We start from the raw sequence: 17,279 nt of genomic DNA on the forward strand, positions 1-17,279 counted from the left end.
ATACCAGCATGATACGCCTCGTCTTTGCTTTTCCTCTGCTGGCGCTACTGCAATGCGACAAGGACGAAACCGTGGCCGCCTATGGCGCGGCGGATCAGACCTGGGTACTGCAGGAAATCGATGGTGAACGCTTTCCGGCAAGCGCCCTGCTGAGTTTCCCCGAAGAAGGCAAGATCGCAGGCAATGCCCCCTGCAACAGCTACAGCGGTACGCTGAACGCGCCCTACCCTTGGTTCGAAATCGCCGACCTGACGGCCACACGCGCGGCCTGCGCCGGTCTTGAAGCCGAAGGGTTCTACTTTGCGGCGCTACTGGCCATGACCCAGTCCGAAGTATCCGGCGATGTCCTGATCCTGCGCAATGACGACGGGCATGAAATGCTGTTCAAAGCCGCCGAGTGAACTGATCAATGAAACGGGCTCGGGCCTCGGGCAGTGGGTTGTGACCAAGCGATGGGGCCAGATGATGCTCCAGAAAGTAGCCAGTGGTCCGCAGACCCTGCGCGATTTCTGAATCCGGGGCTGTGCCTTCGCCCTTCAGGCAGAGGGGCAAAGGCAACAGCCTGTCCGCCCATTCCCCCGCGCCCTGCTTGCTGACCGCTCGTCCGGTTTTCGGCGAGACAAAAACCAACCCCTCGGTCGCGCCGGTCACAGCACAGGCTGAAAAGTCGAGGCCAAAGCCCAATTCCTCAAGCAACGCCAGTTCCCAACGCAGATAAGCCAGTGGCCAAATCTCATCTTGGCCCAGCAGGTCCATCAACTGTTCGGTTTGCTTGTAAACCCCCGGATGCGGTTCACGCTCGGGCAGGCTGAAGGACAACAACGCCACCACAGCGTTCAGCCCGGACAGCGCCAACCGACCGGAAAACGCCGCCGCTGCGCGGGACCGCAACGGTTCAACCTGAAACGTGCCAAGATGCTCTTCCAGCCGAGCCCGCCAAAGCACATCCAACTGCGCACCCGGTTGCAGGATCGGAGAAATCTTGCGGCTGGCCCCACCCCGAACAACCCCTGCGTGACGGCCGTGGGCTTCGGTAAAGACCTCGATGATCGCCGAGGTCTCACCATGTCTGCGGGAGGTCAGAAGGATGCCATGATCGCGCCAGTCCAAGTTTTGATCCCGTGACAGATTGTACCGAGCGCAGCAAATCCCAAGCCAGCGCAGTGTGCAAGGGTATCAAATGCGAGGCGCCACAAAGTCTTGGCGTTTTGCGCCATGGTTTGGGCTCAAGTTGTTACGCGCCGAGCCGGACCATCACTCCAGCCCGTCCTCACCCAAAAGGTGCCGCCCTTGCCGGTCTTCAACCTCGATCACCCAAAGATCAGGGTCAAAACTGCGTTGGCGTTGAATGGCTTGGTCCACGTCTGCCTCCGCGCCACCGGACAGCTCCACCCATTTACGCTCACCGCTCATCAAGTCAAAGCTGCGTTGGTATGCCACCGCCTGACCATCCAGCGTGTTCATTTTGACCAAGACGGCACCGGCCGTATCGTCGCCATGCGACACGACAAATGCAGGGATATCCTGAAGCCGCAACCGCGCGATATAGGCGTGAACCCAGAAATCTGCGGTCAGACGGGTCATGCGTTTCCGTCTTTGAAATCCAGCCCCATTTCCGAATAGCGCTCGGACTCTTCCAGCCAGTTAGGTCGGACCTTTACCTGCAGGAACAGGTGGATTTTACGGTCCAGAAACTCTTCCAGTTCGGCGCGGGCCGCTTGGCTGACGGCTTTGATTGTTTCGCCGCGCTTGCCCAAAACGATCCCTTTGTGGCCATCGCGCATGACATAGATGACCTGATCTATCTTGGCCGAGCCATCCTTGCGCTCTTCCCAATTCTCGGTCTCGACCGTGAGCTGATAGGGCAATTCCTGATGCAGCCGTAGGGTCAGTTTCTCGCGCGTCATTTCGGCTGCGATCATCCGCAGCGGCAGATCGGCAATTTGGTCTTCGGGATAGAGCCACGGGCCCTCGGGCAATTCAACCGCCAACCATTTGCGAAGGTCATCGACACCGTGGCCTTTCTCGGCCGAAATCATGAAGGTATCAGCAAATGGATAGCGCGCGTTCAGGTCGCTGGTCAGCGCCAGCAGCTTTTCACTGGGCACCTTGTCGATCTTGTTGATCGCCAATGCGATGGTACGGCCCTGCCCGATCTCTTCCAGCCCTTCCAGGATACGTTCAACCCCTTCGGTGATGCCGCGATGCGCCTCGACCATCAGAACAACGACATCAGCATCCGCCGCCCCGCCCCACGCTGCGGCAACCATCGCGCGATCCAGTCGGCGACGTGGTTTGAACAGGCCGGGTGTGTCCACAAACACAAGCTGCGCATCCCCTTCCATCGCGACGCCACGAATACGGGCGCGCGTGGTCTGAACCTTATGCGTCACAATCGAAACCTTGGCCCCGACCATCCGGTTCAGAAGGGTGGATTTGCCTGCGTTAGGCTCTCCGATCAGAGCGATAAATCCGGCGCGTGTGGTCATGTGTGCTGCGATCCTGTTTGCAAGTGCGCACCCCTATATCAGAAAGAGCCGATGGGCCAGAGGCATTTGTTGCAAGACAGCCATGCGCAACCGTCCCGCAATCCCTTGCGATCTACATTCCCCGAAAAAAGGCCAGCGGCGTGTAAAATTCTCTGCTAGCCTAAAGTTGCATATTACAGGTGGACTACGTGTTTTCAGCTTTCGTCGGCATCAGGCATTGGACGGGCAGCATGTTTGCCGGAATGATCACTGTTCTGGTTTGCTCAGTATCTACGGCCGTTAGACCGGCACATGCCGAGACCGTGAAGTTTCGCATCGCCGAAACCGTGCAGGTCAAAGGCAAGGACCTTCCTTATACTCTTTTCGTGTCCCTCAAAGACGCTGGCGAAACCCGGTTGGGTATGGACGCGTTTTTAGATCTTCGTTCACTGCAGGACCTCGCGCCGTGGCTGTTTTCAAGCGTTCTGAAAGAAACCTGCCAGCAAAAATTCGCTTTGGCTGTGTCACAAGTGTCAGCCCAGGCAGATGCCTTGGTGGCGGATGGACAGGTTCAGGCCAAATTCTATGCCTGCGACACCGATGATCCCAAAACGCACTACCGAGGTGTTTTGCTGTTCGGGCAGAATGTGGATGTCATGATCAAAGCCTCTGCCGCAGCTGAACGGAACTGTCTTCACTTACGTCTGGAAGATGTGGAACTGGACTTGCAGGGGTTTCTCGGAACTGTCTCTGACATGATCGGGCTGACGGAAAAAGCCCGCCTCTTGATCCTTGAAAAAGGCGCCGAAGTATTGGCGGAAAACCCCGTTTGCCCAGAGCTTCCAAGTGAATTGAAAGGGTTGGAGCCGCGCTTTACCTCTGGCGGGATCAGAGAAATCGGCAGCGGCGGCGTGGGTGCCGCGCTTAGCGGTTCGGTTGATACCAGTGCAGGAACGCTGTTGGACCTAATCGCGGCGCTACAGAAAAAGCAAGGGTTCGGGGTGGTGGAATGAAGCGGTACTTTGCCCTTGCTGTTGGCTTCTGTCTGGGCTTCCAGCCAGCGGATGCCCGTGACGTGCAGCTCGAGTTTGAGCGGACCCTGGGATCGGATGGCACTGAAATTCCGTACCAGTTGAACCTGACGTTAAAAGAGGTTTCACCAACCCGTATCTCGGTGGATGCCATTCTGGATTTGCGGGATATCCAAGCCGCGTTGATACAGGGCCTAAGAAACACTGAATTGTCCGACTTGTGTAATGCCGACGTAACATTGGACAACCTTGATCTGTCTGCCCTCGGGCGCGATGTGAATGTAGAAGGCCGCGTCAAGATGGAGGCCTTCCGCTGCGATCATCAACTCGGGCAGCCTCCCAAACGGCAGGGCAGCATAGCGGCGAATACGATCACATTTACCGGAACCGCGTCTGCTCAGGTGCAAAACCAGTGCGTGTATTTTGATTTGACCGGTTTGGAATTGACCCTTGAAACCCCGATCCTTGATCCCAACACAAAGCAGGGGTTTTTGAACGATGCCCGCAGCATCATCGAAAAGGCCGCTGACGCCCTGCTAAAGCGCAACCCAATCTGTCCAACGCTTCCGCCAGAACTTTCATCCATTGACGCGCGCTATGACGCCGGTGGCACGGTGGAAATTGGCGACGGGGGGATTGGCGTTGCGCTGGATGGGTCTTTCGATGTCAGCCCAGATACAATCCTAAGCATATTGAAGGTGCTGCAAGAGCAGGGGAAACTGCCGCCCGCACCTTAGCAATCAGGTCAGCCTGTCCAACAGCGCTTTTGCGGCTGCCTGCTCTGCCTGACGCTTTGATCCAGCCGTTGACTGCGCCTCGGTTCCGTCCTGAAGGCGGGCTGCGATGGTGAAAACCGGCGCATGATCCGGGCCGCTGCGCTTGATTTCGACATAGGACGGGGGTTTCTGGCCCCGCGCCTGCGCCCATTCCTGCAAAGAGGTTTTCGCGTCGCGCGCATCCTCTTCGACATTGTGAATCCGGTCACCCCACAGCCTGAGGATAACCTCGGCCGCTGTTTCAAATCCGGCATCGCGGTAGACCGCGGCAATAACCGCTTCCATCGCATCCCCCAGCAGGGCCTGTTTGCGACGACCGCCGGACAGCATCTCGGACCGGCCAAGTTTCAACACCGCGCCCAGATCAATCTGCCGCGCCACGTCCGCACAGGCCTCTTTTCGGACAAGGGCGTTGAACCGCGGGGCAAGCTGCCCTTCGGACGCTTTCTTGTCGCTTTCCAGAAGCGCCGTTGCCATCACCAGACCCAAAACCCGGTCGCCCAGAAACTCCAACCGCTGATTATCTGGTCGTGTCGGCGACGAGACTGATCCATGGGTCAGCGCGCGTACCAGCAGTTCGGGGTTCGAGAACTCGTACCCCAACCGCTTTTGAAAAGCTTTTATTTCAGCCGATAGCTTCAATTGACCGCCTTGAAGAACCGGTCGCCCCGCCAAGTCCAGAAGAACAGCATAGACCGGCCAGCGGACGAGAACATGATACGGTCGGCCCGACCGATCAGGTCTTCGTAGGGGACATACCCAACACCCCCGGCCGATACCGGCAGGCGGCTGTCGCTGGAGTTGTCACGGTTGTCGCCCATAAAGAAATATTCACCCTCGGGCACGGTATAGATGCCGGTATTGTCCGATCCCTGATTGCCGATATTAAGCACATCGTAAGACACGCCATTGGGCAATGTCTCGATCACTCGGGATTTTTCGCAAAGACCGCCAAAGCCAACCGGACCGTTTTCGCAACGTGGTCTCAATCCCTGCGATCCCTGAGGTTCAGAGATTTCGGTGAATACCCCGTCGGGCTTCTGCGGGACCGGGGTGCCGTTCAGAATGATCTGCCCTTCACGGATTTGAATACGATCGCCCGGCAAACCGATCAGGCGCTTGATATAGTCGCGCCCGTTGACCGGATGGCGGAACACGATCACATCGCCGCGCTCTGGCTCAGTGCCCCAAATACGCGTGTTATCCTCGCCCTGCATCCATCCACAGATTTCTTCGGCGTCGATATTCAGGCCAACGCTGGGAATAATCAGGCTGGGGCAGGACGCATAAGAATACCCATAGGCCATCTTGTTGACGAACAGGAAGTCCCCGATCAACAGGGTCTGTTTCATCGAGCCGGACGGAATCCAGAAGGGCTGAAAGAACAGCGTGCGGAAAACACCTGCGATCAACAGCGCGTAGACGATGGTTTTGATCGTCTCCCACACGGGATTTCCGGTTTTGACGTCCTCGGCCATACTGCTCTCCGGTCCTTGGTTTGTTGGGGTGCTACATGCGTGGCGCGGCAAGGTTAGTCAAGGCTGAGCGCTGCGTTATTGAAGCGGGCGCGCCTCGATCACTACGAAGGCCTGGGCCCAGGGGTGATCATCGGTCAGCGTGACGTGGACGATTGCCTCATGGCCCTCGGGGGTCATCTCACGCAGCCGTTCTGCCGCCCAACCCGTCACATGCATGACCGGTTGACCGGTTTTCAGATTGGTGACTGACATATCCTTCCACGCGATCCCCATACGCAGACCGGTGCCCAGCGCCTTGGAGCACGCTTCTTTCGCTGCCCAGCGTTTGGCATAGGTTCCAGCTGTGTCGGCACGGTTCTCGGCCTTGCGCTGTTCAATCTCAGTGAAGACGCGGTTGCGGAACCGATCGCCGAACCGGTCAAGCGTGCCCTGGATACGTTCGATATTCGCGAGGTCTGTGCCGATGCCGAGGATCATTGGTTTCTCAATTTAGCAATGGCGACAATCAACGGTAATTTGACTGGCTTGGCAAGCAGATGGTGGGTCAGCGCTATTTTGTGATAAGCATTGACCAAATTGTCCCAGCAGAGGGCTTTGGAGATGTTCAACAGACTATTCTGGGGAATTGTGGCGACCATCTTACCGTTGGCCAGCATCGCCACGGCGCAAAATCAGGACTGCGGTGAAGAGGATAATCCATGTCAGGTTGGGCAGCTTACCTACAGGGTCGTCTTGCCAGAGGTACCGCAAAATGCCCCAAGCGTAATCTACCTGCACGGATATGCCGCCACCGCCGACTCGGCAGTCAAACGATCCAACCTCACAACCCCCTTTATTGAAAGGGGAATTGCGGTCATCGTTCCAAATGGACAAGCAGATGTCGGAAACCCCAAAGTTCTGGACTGGGGTGTTCACGATGGCCATCGCTGGCCCAGAGATGATTTGAAGGCACTGGAAGACATAAAAGCAGACGCCGTAAATCGTTTTGGCCTGGACGCTAATAGAATTTTACTTGCCGGGTATTCCCGTGGCGGTTCAATGGTCTGGGACAAGGCCTGTTATTCGCACGACTTTGCATCTGCCTACGCATCTGCATCCGGCGCGTTTTGGGAACCGATGTGGCGACGGTGCAGCGGCCCGGTGCACATGCATCACTCACATGGATTTGCGGATCGCACTGTACCGCTGGAAGGCAGGTTCGTGGTTTTCGGCGGGTATGAATTTGAACAAGGAAGTGTTCTCAAGTCTGTCGAACTGCTGACCCGCACCAACGAATGCGGCCAAATGGCAAATGCGGTGGATACAAATTCATCAACTTGGGAAAAAAGATGGACCAAGTGTAAAGGGGGGTCGGTCACGTTGGCGTTAGGGCCACACGGCCATGGTCGACAGACCGATTGGGCGGACCAAGTGGCGCAATGGTTCATCGAACTTCCCGCCACTCGGTAGAGGCACCGTTTCAGCTTGCCCTCCGCGCCTCATCCATCAACCTGCGCATCTCGGCTATGGCGGGGGTGAGGCCGCGAAAGATGGCTTCGCCGATCAGGAAATGACCGATGTTCAGCTCGCGCACCTCGGGGAAGGCGGCAATAGGTTGAACTGTGTCATAGGTCAGGCCGTGGCCTGCGTGGACCTCAAGGCCCAGCGAATGGGCGAAAGCCGACATCTCGCACAGGCCTTCCAGTTCACGGTTGGCCTCGCCCATGTGACCCTCGGCAAAGGCGTCGCAATATGCACCGGTGTGCAGTTCGATCACTTCGGCACCGATGCGATGGGCGGCCTCGATCTGGCGTTGGTCGGCGGCGATAAAGATGGACACACGGCAGCCGACGTCCCGTAGCGGAGCGATGAAATGCGCCAGCTTGTTTTCCTCGCGCGCAACCTCAAGTCCGCCCTCGGTGGTGCGTTCCTCTCGCTTTTCGGGGACGATACAAACAGCGTGCGGTTTGTGGCGCAGGGCGATCTTCTGCATCTCGGGCGTGGCGGCCATCTCAAAATTCAGCGGAACGGTCAGCGCATCCATCAACGCTTCAATATCGGCATCAACGATGTGCCGGCGATCCTCGCGCAGATGAGCGGTGATACCGTCTGCGCCAGCCTCTTCTGCCAGTTTTGCGGCGCGCATTGGATCGGGATAGGCCCCGCCCCGCGCATTTCTAATGGTCGCCACGTGGTCGATGTTCACGCCCAGACGCAAATGATTGTCAGACATCGCCTGATTCCTTTTCCGAACTTTTGGCCGAGCCTAGTGCGTTTGAAACTGGAACGGCAGTCTTGGTTTCGGCCAGCCGTTTGATTTCATCAAACTTTGCCTTGATCTTGTCGCGGCGGCGCTGCTGATAGGTGCGGATCAAAGGCAGGCTGAGGTAGTAACAAATCGCAGCGGCCAAAAGACCCGGAAGAATTCCGCCAATCAGATAGGGGTAGAACACCTCACGATAGAAGATGCCAAGCCCGTGCCAATCCGCGACCCGGTCGGTGAACATGGCGATCAGGTTGTCTTTCAGATCGCGCAGGGCATTAGCGAATTTTCCCATCAGCCCCTGCGTGTCGCCTTCCTGAAACTCGGTCCCGAGCAGGAAATGGCCCGTCTGCAGGCAAACCACTCCGATAGGTACATAAGTCAACGGGTTGCCAAAGAATGTCCCGCTGAGCGCAGCCAGAATGTTGCCGTTGATCAAACGCGCGCACACCGCGGCTACGACGAAGTGCAATCCATAAAAGGGGGTGAACGCTGCAAAGACCCCTGCCCCGATCCCACGCGCAATACGTTCAGGCGAATCCGGTAGGCGGCGGACCCGATGTTTGACGTAGTGAAAAGCGCGCGTCCATCCGCCTCGGGGATAGACGAATTCGGATGCGATCTGGACAGGCGAGCGTCGATCTCGGCGCTTGAAAACCACTCCTGATCACCCCTTCCTAGCCAGCCGCCACGGCGGTTTTGGTCCTGTCCCGGTAGCGTTCGACCGCGGCAACGTCGCTTTCGGCCTCCAGCATCAGCATCAGCGAATGCAATTGCTCCAGATCCCGAAGTTCGACATTGATCAACAAACGGTAAAAATCCGGTTTGCGGTCGACAAATTCCAAGTTTGAAATATTGGCCTTTTTCTCGCCGATCAATGTGCAAATACGCCCCAGCACCCCGGCGTCATTGCCAATGGTCAGGTCCAGGGTTGCACCATAAACAGCCGGGTGCGTTCCGGTATGCCAGTGCAGATCGACCCAACGGTCGGGCTCGCCCTCAAACTCGGTCAGGCGATCGCAATCAATGGCGTGGACCACAACGCCTTTCCCGCGATAGGTAATGCCCACGATCCGCTCACCCGGCAGAGGCTGACAGCAAGGCGCGCGGTCGAATTTCTGCCCCGGCTCCAGACCGATCACAGCACGGCGCAACGGGATCGCGTCGCCGTCATCCTGTGTCAGTTCCGGATAAACCGCACTGACCACATCATGGGCGGTCAGTTCCGCGCTGCCAAGCCGCGCCAGCAATTCGTGGCGGTCTTTCAAACGAAGATGCTTGGCGGCCGTATCCAAGGCTTTGTCGGTCGCTTTGCGTCCGACGTGATCAAAGCCGGACCGCGCCAACTCTTTGCCCAGCTTGATGAACCGTTCACGGTCCACTTCGCGCAGCGCACGGCGAATGGCGGTTCTCGCCTTCCCGGTCACCGCAATCTCAAGCCATGTGACCTGCGGGGTTTGCCCGTCGGCGGTGATAATATCCACCGATTGCCCATTCTTGATCCGTGTCCACAACGGAACCCTGATGCCGTCCACTTTGGCGCCAACACAGGCGGACCCGATCCGGGTGTGGATCGCATACGCAAAGTCAATCGGCGTGGCCCCGCGCGGCAGCTTGACCACGTCGCCCTTGGGCGTGAAGCAGAACACCTGGTCGGAATACATCTCCAACTTGACCGCTTCGAGGAAATCTTCGTGATCCTCTTCGCTGTCAAACTGTTCGGTCAGGTTGGCGATCCATTTCGCCGGATCGACCGCAAACGGGTTTTCCGAGCGGACACCATCGCGATAAGACCAATGCGCGGCCACACCTGTTTCGGCAACGTCATGCATCTGACGGGTACGAATCTGAACCTCGACCCGTTTACCGTCGCGTCCCGACACGGTTGTATGGATCGAGCGGTACCCGTTCGATTTCGGCTGGCTGATGTAGTCCTTGAACCGCCCCGGCACCGCACGCCAGCGTTGGTGGATTGCGCCCAGCGTCCGGTAACAATCTTCTTCGGTCTGAGTGATGATGCGGAATCCATAGATGTCAGACAGGCGCGAAAAGCCTTGATCCTTTTCCTGCATCTTGCGCCAAATCGAATAAGGTTTCTTGGCGCGGCCAAACACCTCAGCTTCGATCCCGGCCTTTTCCAACTCGCGCCGCATATCGCCCGTGATGCGATGAATCACATCACCGGTTTCACGCTGCAATGTGATGAAACGGCGAATGATCGACTGGCGGCCTTCGGGGTTCAGAACGCGAAAGGCGAGGTCTTCCAGCTCCTCGCGCATCCATTGCATCCCCATGCGGCCTGCAAGCGGCGCGTAGATATCCATCGTCTCGCGCGCCTTTTGCACCTGCTTTTCGGGGCGCATCGCCTTGATCGTGCGCATGTTGTGCAGGCGGTCGGCCAGCTTAACCAGAATAACCCGCAAGTCCTTGGACATCGCCATGAATAGTTTGCGAAAGTTCTCGGCCTGTTTGGTTTCACGACTGGAAAGCTGCAGGTTCGTCAGCTTGGTGACCCCATCAACCAGCTTAGCGACCTCATCCCCGAACAGATCGGACACTTTGCCGTAATTGGCCTTGGTGTCTTCGATCGTGTCATGCAAAAGGGCGGTGATGATCGTTGCATCATCCAGACGCTGTTCGGTCAGGATAGCGGCAACGGCAACGGGGTGGGTAAAATAAGGCTCTCCCGAGTGGCGGAACTGGCCTTCATGCATCTGCTTTCCGAACTCATAAGCCCGGGCGATGCGATCTGCATTTGTCTTAGGGTTGTAGTTGCGGACCAGCGCAATCAGATCGTCTGCAGAAATCATCCGGTCCGCACCTTCGTTCGAGGGGATTACCCCTGGCCTTGAGCCTCCATCAGAGCGCGCAGAAGCTTTTCTTCGGACATATCGTCGTCCGCAGGCTTATCGGTTTCCGCACCCATCAGCAGAGCCATCTGGTCTTCTTCCGGCTCGTCAACTTCAATCTGGGTCTGGTTGGCTTCGATCAGGCGCTCGCGCAGCTCATCCGCGCTTTGGGTTTCGTCCGCGATCTCGCGCAGCGAAACGACAGGGTTTTTGTCGTTGTCGCGGTCCACGGTGATCGGGCCACCAGCGGAAATCTCGCGCGCACGATGGGCGGCAAGCATCACAAGCTCGAACCGGTTTGGCACTTTGTCTACGCAGTCTTCAACCGTCACGCGGGCCATAGGGCGCTCTCCGTTACTGAATCCATGTCAGGAAGAGGTTTATCTAAGCGCGAATCCCCGCCTTGACAAGCAGGAAATGCTGCAAATGCACCGTTCACATTGGGGTGACTGCCGCGACATCGTCCGCAGGAAGGTCTGCCAGCATTTCCTGCACGGTTCGGCCCAGCACCGGATGACGCCAATCCGGGGCGATATCTGCCATGGGCACCAATACAAAAGGCCGATCCTGAAGACGGGGATGCGGCAGGATCAACTGATCCGGCGCCTGTTGTTTTTGGTCTTCCGCAGACAAGGTTCTCCACCGCTCATACCCATCGCGATCGGGCAGCACCTGATCGTCATAGCAAACCAGATCCAAATCCAGTGTGCGCATTCCCCAGCGCTGAACCCGTTGGCGGCCGTGGTCATGCTCGACCTCATGCAGCAGATGCAAAAGTTCTGCCGGGGTCTTGTCAGTCTCGATCAGCGCGGCCGCGTTGACATAATCCGGCCCCGCTCCGGCTGGGAAACACGGCGTCTCGAAAAACCGGCTGACCGCGCGAATCAGCACCCCCTGACGCGGTATCGCGTCAAGCGCCTTTTCCAGTGTCACCTTGGGTCCTTGATCCCTCAAATTGAGATTTGCACCTAGTGCGATCACCACTTTTGACAAAAAATTGCGCATTCTACTCCCTATATTCGGTGAATTGCATACTTGCGATACACATTAAATGCCCTAATTATAGGCGTATCAGCGCGCCGCCTATTTCCTAGACTCACTCACGTAACACCCGGCGTTCTGGTTTGTACCGGAAGGAACTATTTATGTTTTATAAAGACGAACGGCTAGCGCTGTTCATCGACGGCTCGAATCTTTATGCGGCCGCCAAAGCGCTTGGGTTTGATATCGACTACAAGCTGCTGCGTCAGGAATTCATGCGTCGCGGTAAGATGCTCAGAGCTTTCTACTACACAGCGCTCTTGGAAAACGACGAGTATTCGCCGATCCGTCCTTTGGTTGACTGGCTGCATTACAACGGCTTCACCATGGTGACAAAACCGGCAAAGGAATACACCGACAGCATGGGGCGTCGGAAAGTCAAAGGAAACATGGACATTGAACTGACCGTCGATGCCATGGAACTGGCACCACGCGTGGATCATATCGTGCTGTTTTCGGGCGATGGGGATTTCCGCCCGCTGATTGCCAGCCTGCAACGTCAGGGCGTGCGTGTATCGGTCGTCTCGACCATTCGCAGCCAGCCGCCGATGATCTCGGACGAACTGCGCCGCCAGGCGGACAACTTCATCGAGTTGGAGGACCTGCGCGACGTGATCGGCCGCCCTCCGCGTGAGATGCCCATGGAACCGCGCAGCGTTGCGGCCGGTGGGCAGTAACACCCGGTCACTCACAACCGAGTTGAAAACGGCGCGGTCAGGCTTAACACCTGACCGCGCTTCTTTAACTAAAGACAGGTGCTAAAACACCTCTTGGCTAGCACTGATTCATGTCAGATCAATGACGCAGTCCTGTCTGGACCAAGGCCGGGAAAAGACTTACCTGTGGCCTTAAGGAGACCGTGACATGAACAAGCCCCCGCTGACTTTGTACCTTGCCGCGCCGCGCGGGTTCTGCGCCGGTGTCGACCGGGCCATCAAGATCGTTGAAATGGCCCTGCAAAAATGGGGCGCACCGGTCTATGTGCGCCACGAGATCGTGCATAACAAATTTGTCGTCGACGGGCTGCGCGACAAAGGAGCGGTGTTTGTCGAGGAACTGGACGAATGCCCTGATGACCGGCCAGTGATCTTTTCCGCCCATGGCGTGCCGAAATCGGTCCCGGAAACGGCGACACGGCGCGAAATGATCTATGTGGACGCGACCTGTCCTTTGGTCTCCAAGGTCCATGTCGAAGCCCAGCGCCACTCGGACGCGGGTCTTCAGATGATCATGATCGGGCACAAGGGGCACCCGGAAACGGTTGGGACCATGGGCCAGCTGCCAGCGGGCGAAGTGCTGTTGGTCGAAACGGTCGAAGATGTTGCTACGGTTCAGGTTCGCAACCCCGAAAAGCTGGCCTTTGTGACCCAGACCACCCTGTCTGTCGACGACACAAAAGACATTATCGCGGCGCTTCAGGCCCGGTTCCCGGCGATTGTCGGACCGCATAAGGAAGACATCTGCTATGCGACGACCAACCGGCAGGAAGCGGTCAAGGCCGTTGCGCCAAAGTCCGACGCCCTGTTGGTGGTGGGGGCACCCAATTCGTCCAATTCACGGCGTCTGGTCGAAGTCGCCTCGCGCGCTGGGTGTGACTATGCCCAGCTCGTGCAGCGCGCGACCGATATCGACTGGCGCGCGCTGGAAGGGATCTCCAGCATTGCAATCACGGCGGGTGCATCGGCCCCCGAAGTGTTGGTGAACGAGGTGATAGATGCCTTCCGCGATCACTATGACGTGACGGTCGAGATGGTGGAAACGGCCGTCGAAAACGTTGAATTCAAAGTCCCGCGCGTGCTGCGGGAACCCGCATGAGCGGAATACCAAAAGCCCCCCTGCTCCTTGGACTAACCGGCCTTATCCCGTTCATCTGGGGTGCTCTGACCTACCTGAACGGTGATCTGAACGACTGGGGGAAACAGGCGCTGGGGCCTCGGTTTGTTGGGCCGTATATCCAGCTATTCTACGGTTCGGTCATCCTGAGCTTCATGTCAGGCGTTTTGTGGGGCTTCGCGACCAAAACGTCGGGCAGCAAAGCAGCAACCTGCTACACGCTCTCGGTCCTGCCTGCGCTATGGGCGTTCTTCAAGACAGGCGGCGGCCCAGTCAGTGCCGGAACAAACCTGATGTACGGATTTGCCGGGTTGCTTTTATTGGACGCCATGTTTTCATACTGGCGACTGACCCCGGTCTGGTGGATGCGGTTGCGCATGTTGCTGACGGCCGTTGTCTTGGCCTGCCTTGCCGTCGGAGTATACCTGTGACCGATAAAAGAACGATCGATGCTTACACAACCCGCGTTGCAGAATACCTGAGTATCCCCCTGCCCCCCGAACAGATCGAAGCGCGCATGGCCTTTGCCGAAGCCGTCGTGAATGGTGGCTATGTTCTGGACCTCGGCTCTGGTCCCGGTTCAGACAGTGCGTTCTTGCAGCGCGAAGGCTTGCGGGTTCGCGCGCTGGACGCAACACAGGCCTTTGTCGATCACGCCTTGGAAAATGGCATAGATGCGCATCTCGGCACGTTCGATGACGTGACCGAGGTTTCTAAGTATGATGGCATCTATGCCAGCTTTTCACTTTTGCACGCCCCGCGCGAAGATTTCCCACGTCATTTGACGGCGATCCACCGCGCTTTGAAACCTCAGGGCGTTTTCTTCCTTGGCCTGAAACTCGGCACGGGGGAACATCGCGACGACCTGGATCGGTTCTATACCTATTTCTCGCAGACCGAGATCGAAGAGGCCCTTGCAACCACCGGATTTACCATCGACCAGATCACCACTGGCGTCGGCGCGGGGCTGGCCGGGTCATACGACGGCTTCATTCTGGTGCTCGCCCATGCCTGAACTGTTCGCCTATACAGACGGGGCCTGTTCCGGCAATCCCGGCCCCGGCGGATGGGGTGTGTTGCTGCGCGCGATGGATGGCGACACCGTTCTGAAAGAACGCGAGCTGAACGGCGGAGAGGCCGAAACTACCAATAACCGCATGGAATTGCTGGCCGCGATCAGCGCGTTGGAAACACTGGAGCGGGCCTCGAAGATCACGGTCGTTACAGACAGCGCCTATGTAAAGAACGGAGTGACCGGCTGGATTTTCGGCTGGAAACGCAATGGCTGGAAGACCTCGAACAAAAAGCCCGTCAAGAATGTCGATCTGTGGCAACGACTGGACGAAGCGCAGACCCGCCACGACGTGACGTGGGAGTGGGTCAAAGGACATGCCGGACACCCCGAGAACGAAAAGGCCGACGAACTGGCCCGTGCGGGCATGGCTCCGTTCAAGCCAAAAAAGGAAAAGGCGTGAGCGGTCTGGCACTGCTGGACTATGCCTCGGTCTTTGTGTTCGCGTTGACGGGCGCCTTGGTCGCAAGCCGGGCGCAGTTGGATTTGGTGGGCTTTGCGTTCGTTGCCTGCCTGACTGCGGTTGGCGGCGGAACAGTGCGTGATCTCCTGCTGGACCGGCACCCTGTTTTCTGGGTTGGCCAGCCAAATTACATCCTGATCGCAACGGGTGCTGCAGCGCTGGTGTTTTTCACCGCACACCTGATGGAAAGCCGGTATAATTGGCTGGTTTGGCTGGACAGTTTTGCCCTGTCCATCGCCGTTGCCGCAGGAACGGCGGCTGCGTTGTCACTGGGTCATTCCGGCGTCATCGTTGTTCTGATGGGGATCATTACAGGTTGCCTCGGTGGACTGATGCGCGACGTGGTCTGCAATGAGGTCCCGCTGGTTCTGAAACAGGGCGAGCTTTATGTGTCTTGCGCCTTTGCTGGTGCTCTGACGGCCGTATTAGCAACCCGTTTAGGGCTGGACACCTTTGCCGCTCTTTCCGCCTGTGCCCTTGTCTGCTGGGCCCTCAGGGCTGGATCGCTGCTGTTTGGCTGGCGATTGCCAGTCTACAAAAGCAGACCACCGCGTCGTTAGCAACGAGGCTTGGGCCACATATTGTAGGTTAAGCGAACAGAGGACACGCAGATCAGCGGCGCAGATATTTTTGCCAGATCCAGATCACCAGCAATGCGCCCAAAACAGCTCCGACAAAACCGGACAGCCACCCTGCAACCGTTATCAATGCGCGCAGCAGAAACCCTCCGACCAGCGCGCCGACTATGCCAATGAGCATCGTTGTCGGAATGTCAGCCTCGATCCGCATCAGACGCGTGGCCAGAAACCCTGCGGCCGCGCCGATCACGATCAGAGCGATTACGGGCATGTCATTTCCTCCAATGCGTCGGCACGATGATCAGCGCGCCAATGGATGAGATCACGGCATTCAGACCGGGCGCGCCAAAGCTGATGCCGAACATGATACGGACAAAATAAAACAGAAACGCTCCACCAATGCATATGATGATCGAAGGCACATATCCGTTATGCGTGAAACCGGTCTTTTCGGACAGGTATCCAACGATCCCGGCGATCACAATTGTGCCCATCAGGATCATGAACATGCGGTGTTACTCCGATTGAAACAGCGTACCGGCCGGGATTGGCCAACCGCGCAGGAACGTTTCTGTATCCTGCGCGCCTTTGCCCGCCCTTTGCAAGCGCAGGAGCTTCACGGCCCCCTCTCCGCAAGCGACACACAACGCGTCGTCCAGAACCTGACCGGGGGTGCCCTGTCCCACAGTCAGACAGCAGGCCAGAAGTTTGATCCGCTCGCCTTCAACCAGGGTCCATGCACCGGGGAAGGGTGACAATCCGCGTATCTGGCGATCGACCTCAACCGCCGGGCGTGTCCAGTCGATGCGCGCTTCGGATTTGTCGATCTTGGCGGCGTAGGTCACACCGTCGTTGGGCTGGTTCACCGGCGTCAGGTCAGGCAAGGTGGCCAGCGCCTGAACGATCAGACCCGCGCCCATCTCAGAAAGCCGATCATGCAGTTGGTCGGTCGTTTCCTGATCTCGAATATCGGTGGCCTGCCGCAGCAGGACAGGGCCGGTGTCCAGCCCCGCCTCCATCTGCATGATGCAGATACCGGTCTGTGCATCACCCGCCATGATTGCACGGTGAATCGGCGCGGCCCCTCGCCAGCGGGGCAATAGGCTGGCATGGATGTTCAGGCAGCCAAGGTGCGGCGCATCCAGAATAGGCTGAGGCAACAGCAAGCCATATGCCACAACGACGGCGACGTCAGCTTGCAGCGCAGCGAAAGCGGATTGTTCTTCTTCGGACTTCAAAGAAACCGGATGGCGTACAGTCAGGCCCAACGCCTCGGCTCGCGCATGCACCGGGGTCGGGCGGTCTTTCTTACCTCGCCCCGCCGGGCGCGGTGGCTGGCAATACACGGCGGCAATCTCATGCCCGTCCTCAACCAGCGCATCCAGCACCGGCACCGAGAATTCGGGCGTTCCCATGAAGATGATGCGCATGACAGGGCTCCGAGGCTT

24 protein-coding genes are annotated in these 17,279 nt (G+C 57.8%); 10 read left to right on the top strand and 14 right to left on the bottom strand.

The features are described 5' to 3' along the window. Positions 1–8 precede the first annotated feature (8 nt). On the top strand, positions 9–401 hold the full coding sequence (locus GOX75_RS17560) for an META domain-containing protein (protein WP_171125255.1): 393 nt from the start codon (positions 9–11) through the stop codon (positions 399–401). Here the strand turns inward: GOX75_RS17560 and recO are convergent. The 3 genes from recO to era form a co-directional block, all read right to left on the bottom strand. Next, positions 385–1,110, bottom strand: coding sequence for a DNA repair protein RecO (gene recO / locus GOX75_RS17565; protein WP_171125257.1), 726 nt, complete (start codon positions 1,108–1,110; stop codon positions 385–387). The genes GOX75_RS17560 and recO overlap by 17 nt on opposite strands. Positions 1,111–1,254: 144 nt before the next feature. Continuing rightward, positions 1,255–1,584, bottom strand: coding sequence for a DUF1491 family protein (locus GOX75_RS17570; RefSeq protein WP_171125259.1), 330 nt, complete (start codon positions 1,582–1,584; stop codon positions 1,255–1,257). Further along, positions 1,581–2,489 carry a GTPase Era gene (gene era / locus GOX75_RS17575; protein ID WP_171125261.1) on the bottom strand — a complete coding sequence of 303 codons (909 nt, stop codon included), beginning with the start codon at positions 2,487–2,489 and terminating at the stop codon, positions 1,581–1,583. Before era ends, GOX75_RS17570 begins: the two co-directional genes overlap by 4 nt. Positions 2,490–2,677: 188 nt before the next feature. Here era and GOX75_RS17580 point away from each other — a divergent pair, with 188 nt between their 5' ends. After that, positions 2,678–3,481, top strand: coding sequence for a hypothetical protein (locus tag GOX75_RS17580; protein WP_171125263.1), 804 nt, complete (start codon positions 2,678–2,680; stop codon positions 3,479–3,481). After that, positions 3,478–4,236 carry a hypothetical protein gene (locus tag GOX75_RS17585; RefSeq protein ID WP_171125265.1) on the top strand — a complete coding sequence of 253 codons (759 nt, stop codon included), beginning with the start codon at positions 3,478–3,480 and terminating at the stop codon, positions 4,234–4,236. Before GOX75_RS17580 ends, GOX75_RS17585 begins: the two co-directional genes overlap by 4 nt. 3 nt (positions 4,237–4,239) lie before the next feature. Here GOX75_RS17585 and rnc read toward each other — a convergent pair whose 3' ends face one another. From rnc to acpS, 3 genes are all read right to left on the bottom strand, one after another. Then, entirely contained in the window at positions 4,240–4,917 is a 678-nt protein-coding gene (gene rnc / locus GOX75_RS17590) for a ribonuclease III (protein WP_171125267.1), read from the bottom strand. Further along, positions 4,914–5,753, bottom strand: a complete 840-nt coding sequence (gene lepB / locus GOX75_RS17595) for a signal peptidase I (protein WP_171125269.1) — start codon at positions 5,751–5,753, stop codon at positions 4,914–4,916. The genes rnc and lepB overlap by 4 nt, the downstream gene beginning before the upstream one ends. Before the next feature lie 75 nt (positions 5,754–5,828). Further along, complete coding sequence (acpS, locus tag GOX75_RS17600) at positions 5,829–6,230, bottom strand: holo-ACP synthase (RefSeq protein ID WP_171125271.1); 402 nt, start codon at positions 6,228–6,230, stop codon at positions 5,829–5,831. A gap of 123 nt (positions 6,231–6,353) precedes the next feature. Between acpS and GOX75_RS17605 the strand changes: the two genes are divergently transcribed. Further along, complete coding sequence (locus tag GOX75_RS17605) at positions 6,354–7,202, top strand: PHB depolymerase family esterase (RefSeq protein WP_171125273.1); 849 nt, start codon at positions 6,354–6,356, stop codon at positions 7,200–7,202. Positions 7,203–7,212: 10 nt separating this feature from the next. On the opposite strand, the gene GOX75_RS17610 is transcribed toward GOX75_RS17605, so the two are convergent. From GOX75_RS17610 to folK, 5 genes are all read right to left on the bottom strand, one after another. Continuing rightward, positions 7,213–7,965, bottom strand: coding sequence for a pyridoxine 5'-phosphate synthase (locus tag GOX75_RS17610; protein ID WP_171125275.1), 753 nt, complete (start codon positions 7,963–7,965; stop codon positions 7,213–7,215). Beyond that, positions 7,958–8,656 carry a DUF2062 domain-containing protein gene (locus GOX75_RS17615; RefSeq protein WP_171125277.1) on the bottom strand — a complete coding sequence of 233 codons (699 nt, stop codon included), beginning with the start codon at positions 8,654–8,656 and terminating at the stop codon, positions 7,958–7,960. The genes GOX75_RS17610 and GOX75_RS17615 overlap by 8 nt, the downstream gene beginning before the upstream one ends. 16 nt (positions 8,657–8,672) lie before the next feature. Next, positions 8,673–10,805 (bottom strand): bifunctional (p)ppGpp synthetase/guanosine-3',5'-bis(diphosphate) 3'-pyrophosphohydrolase, encoded by a 2,133-nt coding sequence (locus GOX75_RS17620; RefSeq protein WP_171125279.1) that lies wholly within the window; start codon positions 10,803–10,805, stop codon positions 8,673–8,675. Between the two features lie 26 nt (positions 10,806–10,831). Then, entirely contained in the window at positions 10,832–11,185 is a 354-nt protein-coding gene (rpoZ, locus tag GOX75_RS17625; RefSeq protein ID WP_142639234.1) for a DNA-directed RNA polymerase subunit omega, read from the bottom strand. Positions 11,186–11,279: 94 nt separating this feature from the next. Continuing rightward, complete coding sequence (folK, locus tag GOX75_RS17630; RefSeq protein WP_171125281.1) at positions 11,280–11,849, bottom strand: 2-amino-4-hydroxy-6-hydroxymethyldihydropteridine diphosphokinase; 570 nt, start codon at positions 11,847–11,849, stop codon at positions 11,280–11,282. Positions 11,850–11,989: 140 nt separating this feature from the next. On the opposite strand from folK, the gene GOX75_RS17635 reads away from it, so the two are divergent. The 6 genes from GOX75_RS17635 (at position 11,990) to GOX75_RS17660 (ending at position 15,813) form a co-directional block, all read left to right on the top strand. Continuing rightward, positions 11,990–12,562, top strand: a complete 573-nt coding sequence (locus GOX75_RS17635; RefSeq protein ID WP_058278950.1) for an NYN domain-containing protein — start codon at positions 11,990–11,992, stop codon at positions 12,560–12,562. 187 nt (positions 12,563–12,749) lie between these two features. Beyond that, the gene (gene ispH, locus GOX75_RS17640) at positions 12,750–13,700 is read left to right on the top strand and encodes a 4-hydroxy-3-methylbut-2-enyl diphosphate reductase (RefSeq protein ID WP_171125283.1); all 951 of its coding nucleotides are present in this window, start codon (positions 12,750–12,752) and stop codon (positions 13,698–13,700) included. Beyond that, positions 13,697–14,149, top strand: coding sequence for a DUF3429 domain-containing protein (locus GOX75_RS17645; protein ID WP_171125285.1), 453 nt, complete (start codon positions 13,697–13,699; stop codon positions 14,147–14,149). The genes ispH and GOX75_RS17645 overlap by 4 nt, the downstream gene beginning before the upstream one ends. Continuing rightward, complete coding sequence (locus GOX75_RS17650; protein WP_371808138.1) at positions 14,146–14,733, top strand: class I SAM-dependent methyltransferase; 588 nt, start codon at positions 14,146–14,148, stop codon at positions 14,731–14,733. The genes GOX75_RS17645 and GOX75_RS17650 overlap by 4 nt, the downstream gene beginning before the upstream one ends. After that, positions 14,726–15,193 (top strand): ribonuclease HI, encoded by a 468-nt coding sequence (gene rnhA / locus GOX75_RS17655; RefSeq protein WP_171125287.1) that lies wholly within the window; start codon positions 14,726–14,728, stop codon positions 15,191–15,193. The genes GOX75_RS17650 and rnhA overlap by 8 nt, the downstream gene beginning before the upstream one ends. Next, on the top strand, positions 15,190–15,813 hold the full coding sequence (locus GOX75_RS17660; RefSeq protein ID WP_171125289.1) for a trimeric intracellular cation channel family protein: 624 nt from the start codon (positions 15,190–15,192) through the stop codon (positions 15,811–15,813). Before rnhA ends, GOX75_RS17660 begins: the two co-directional genes overlap by 4 nt. Before the next feature lie 52 nt (positions 15,814–15,865). On the opposite strand, the gene GOX75_RS17665 is transcribed toward GOX75_RS17660, so the two are convergent. Genes GOX75_RS17665 through fmt form a run of 3 tightly spaced genes read right to left on the bottom strand, consistent with a single transcriptional unit; the run spans position 15,866 to position 17,261 of the window. Then, positions 15,866–16,102, bottom strand: a complete 237-nt coding sequence (locus tag GOX75_RS17665) for a GlsB/YeaQ/YmgE family stress response membrane protein (protein ID WP_170413888.1) — start codon at positions 16,100–16,102, stop codon at positions 15,866–15,868. 1 nt (position 16,103) lies between these two features. After that, positions 16,104–16,340, bottom strand: coding sequence for a hypothetical protein (locus GOX75_RS17670; RefSeq protein WP_171125291.1), 237 nt, complete (start codon positions 16,338–16,340; stop codon positions 16,104–16,106). Positions 16,341–16,346: 6 nt separating this feature from the next. Then, on the bottom strand, positions 16,347–17,261 hold the full coding sequence (gene fmt, locus GOX75_RS17675) for a methionyl-tRNA formyltransferase (protein ID WP_171125293.1): 915 nt from the start codon (positions 17,259–17,261) through the stop codon (positions 16,347–16,349). Positions 17,262–17,279 lie beyond the last annotated feature (18 nt).

It is taken from the genome of Ruegeria sp. HKCCD7251 (assembly GCF_013031165.1).
GTDB lineage: Bacteria > Pseudomonadota > Alphaproteobacteria > Rhodobacterales > Rhodobacteraceae > Ruegeria.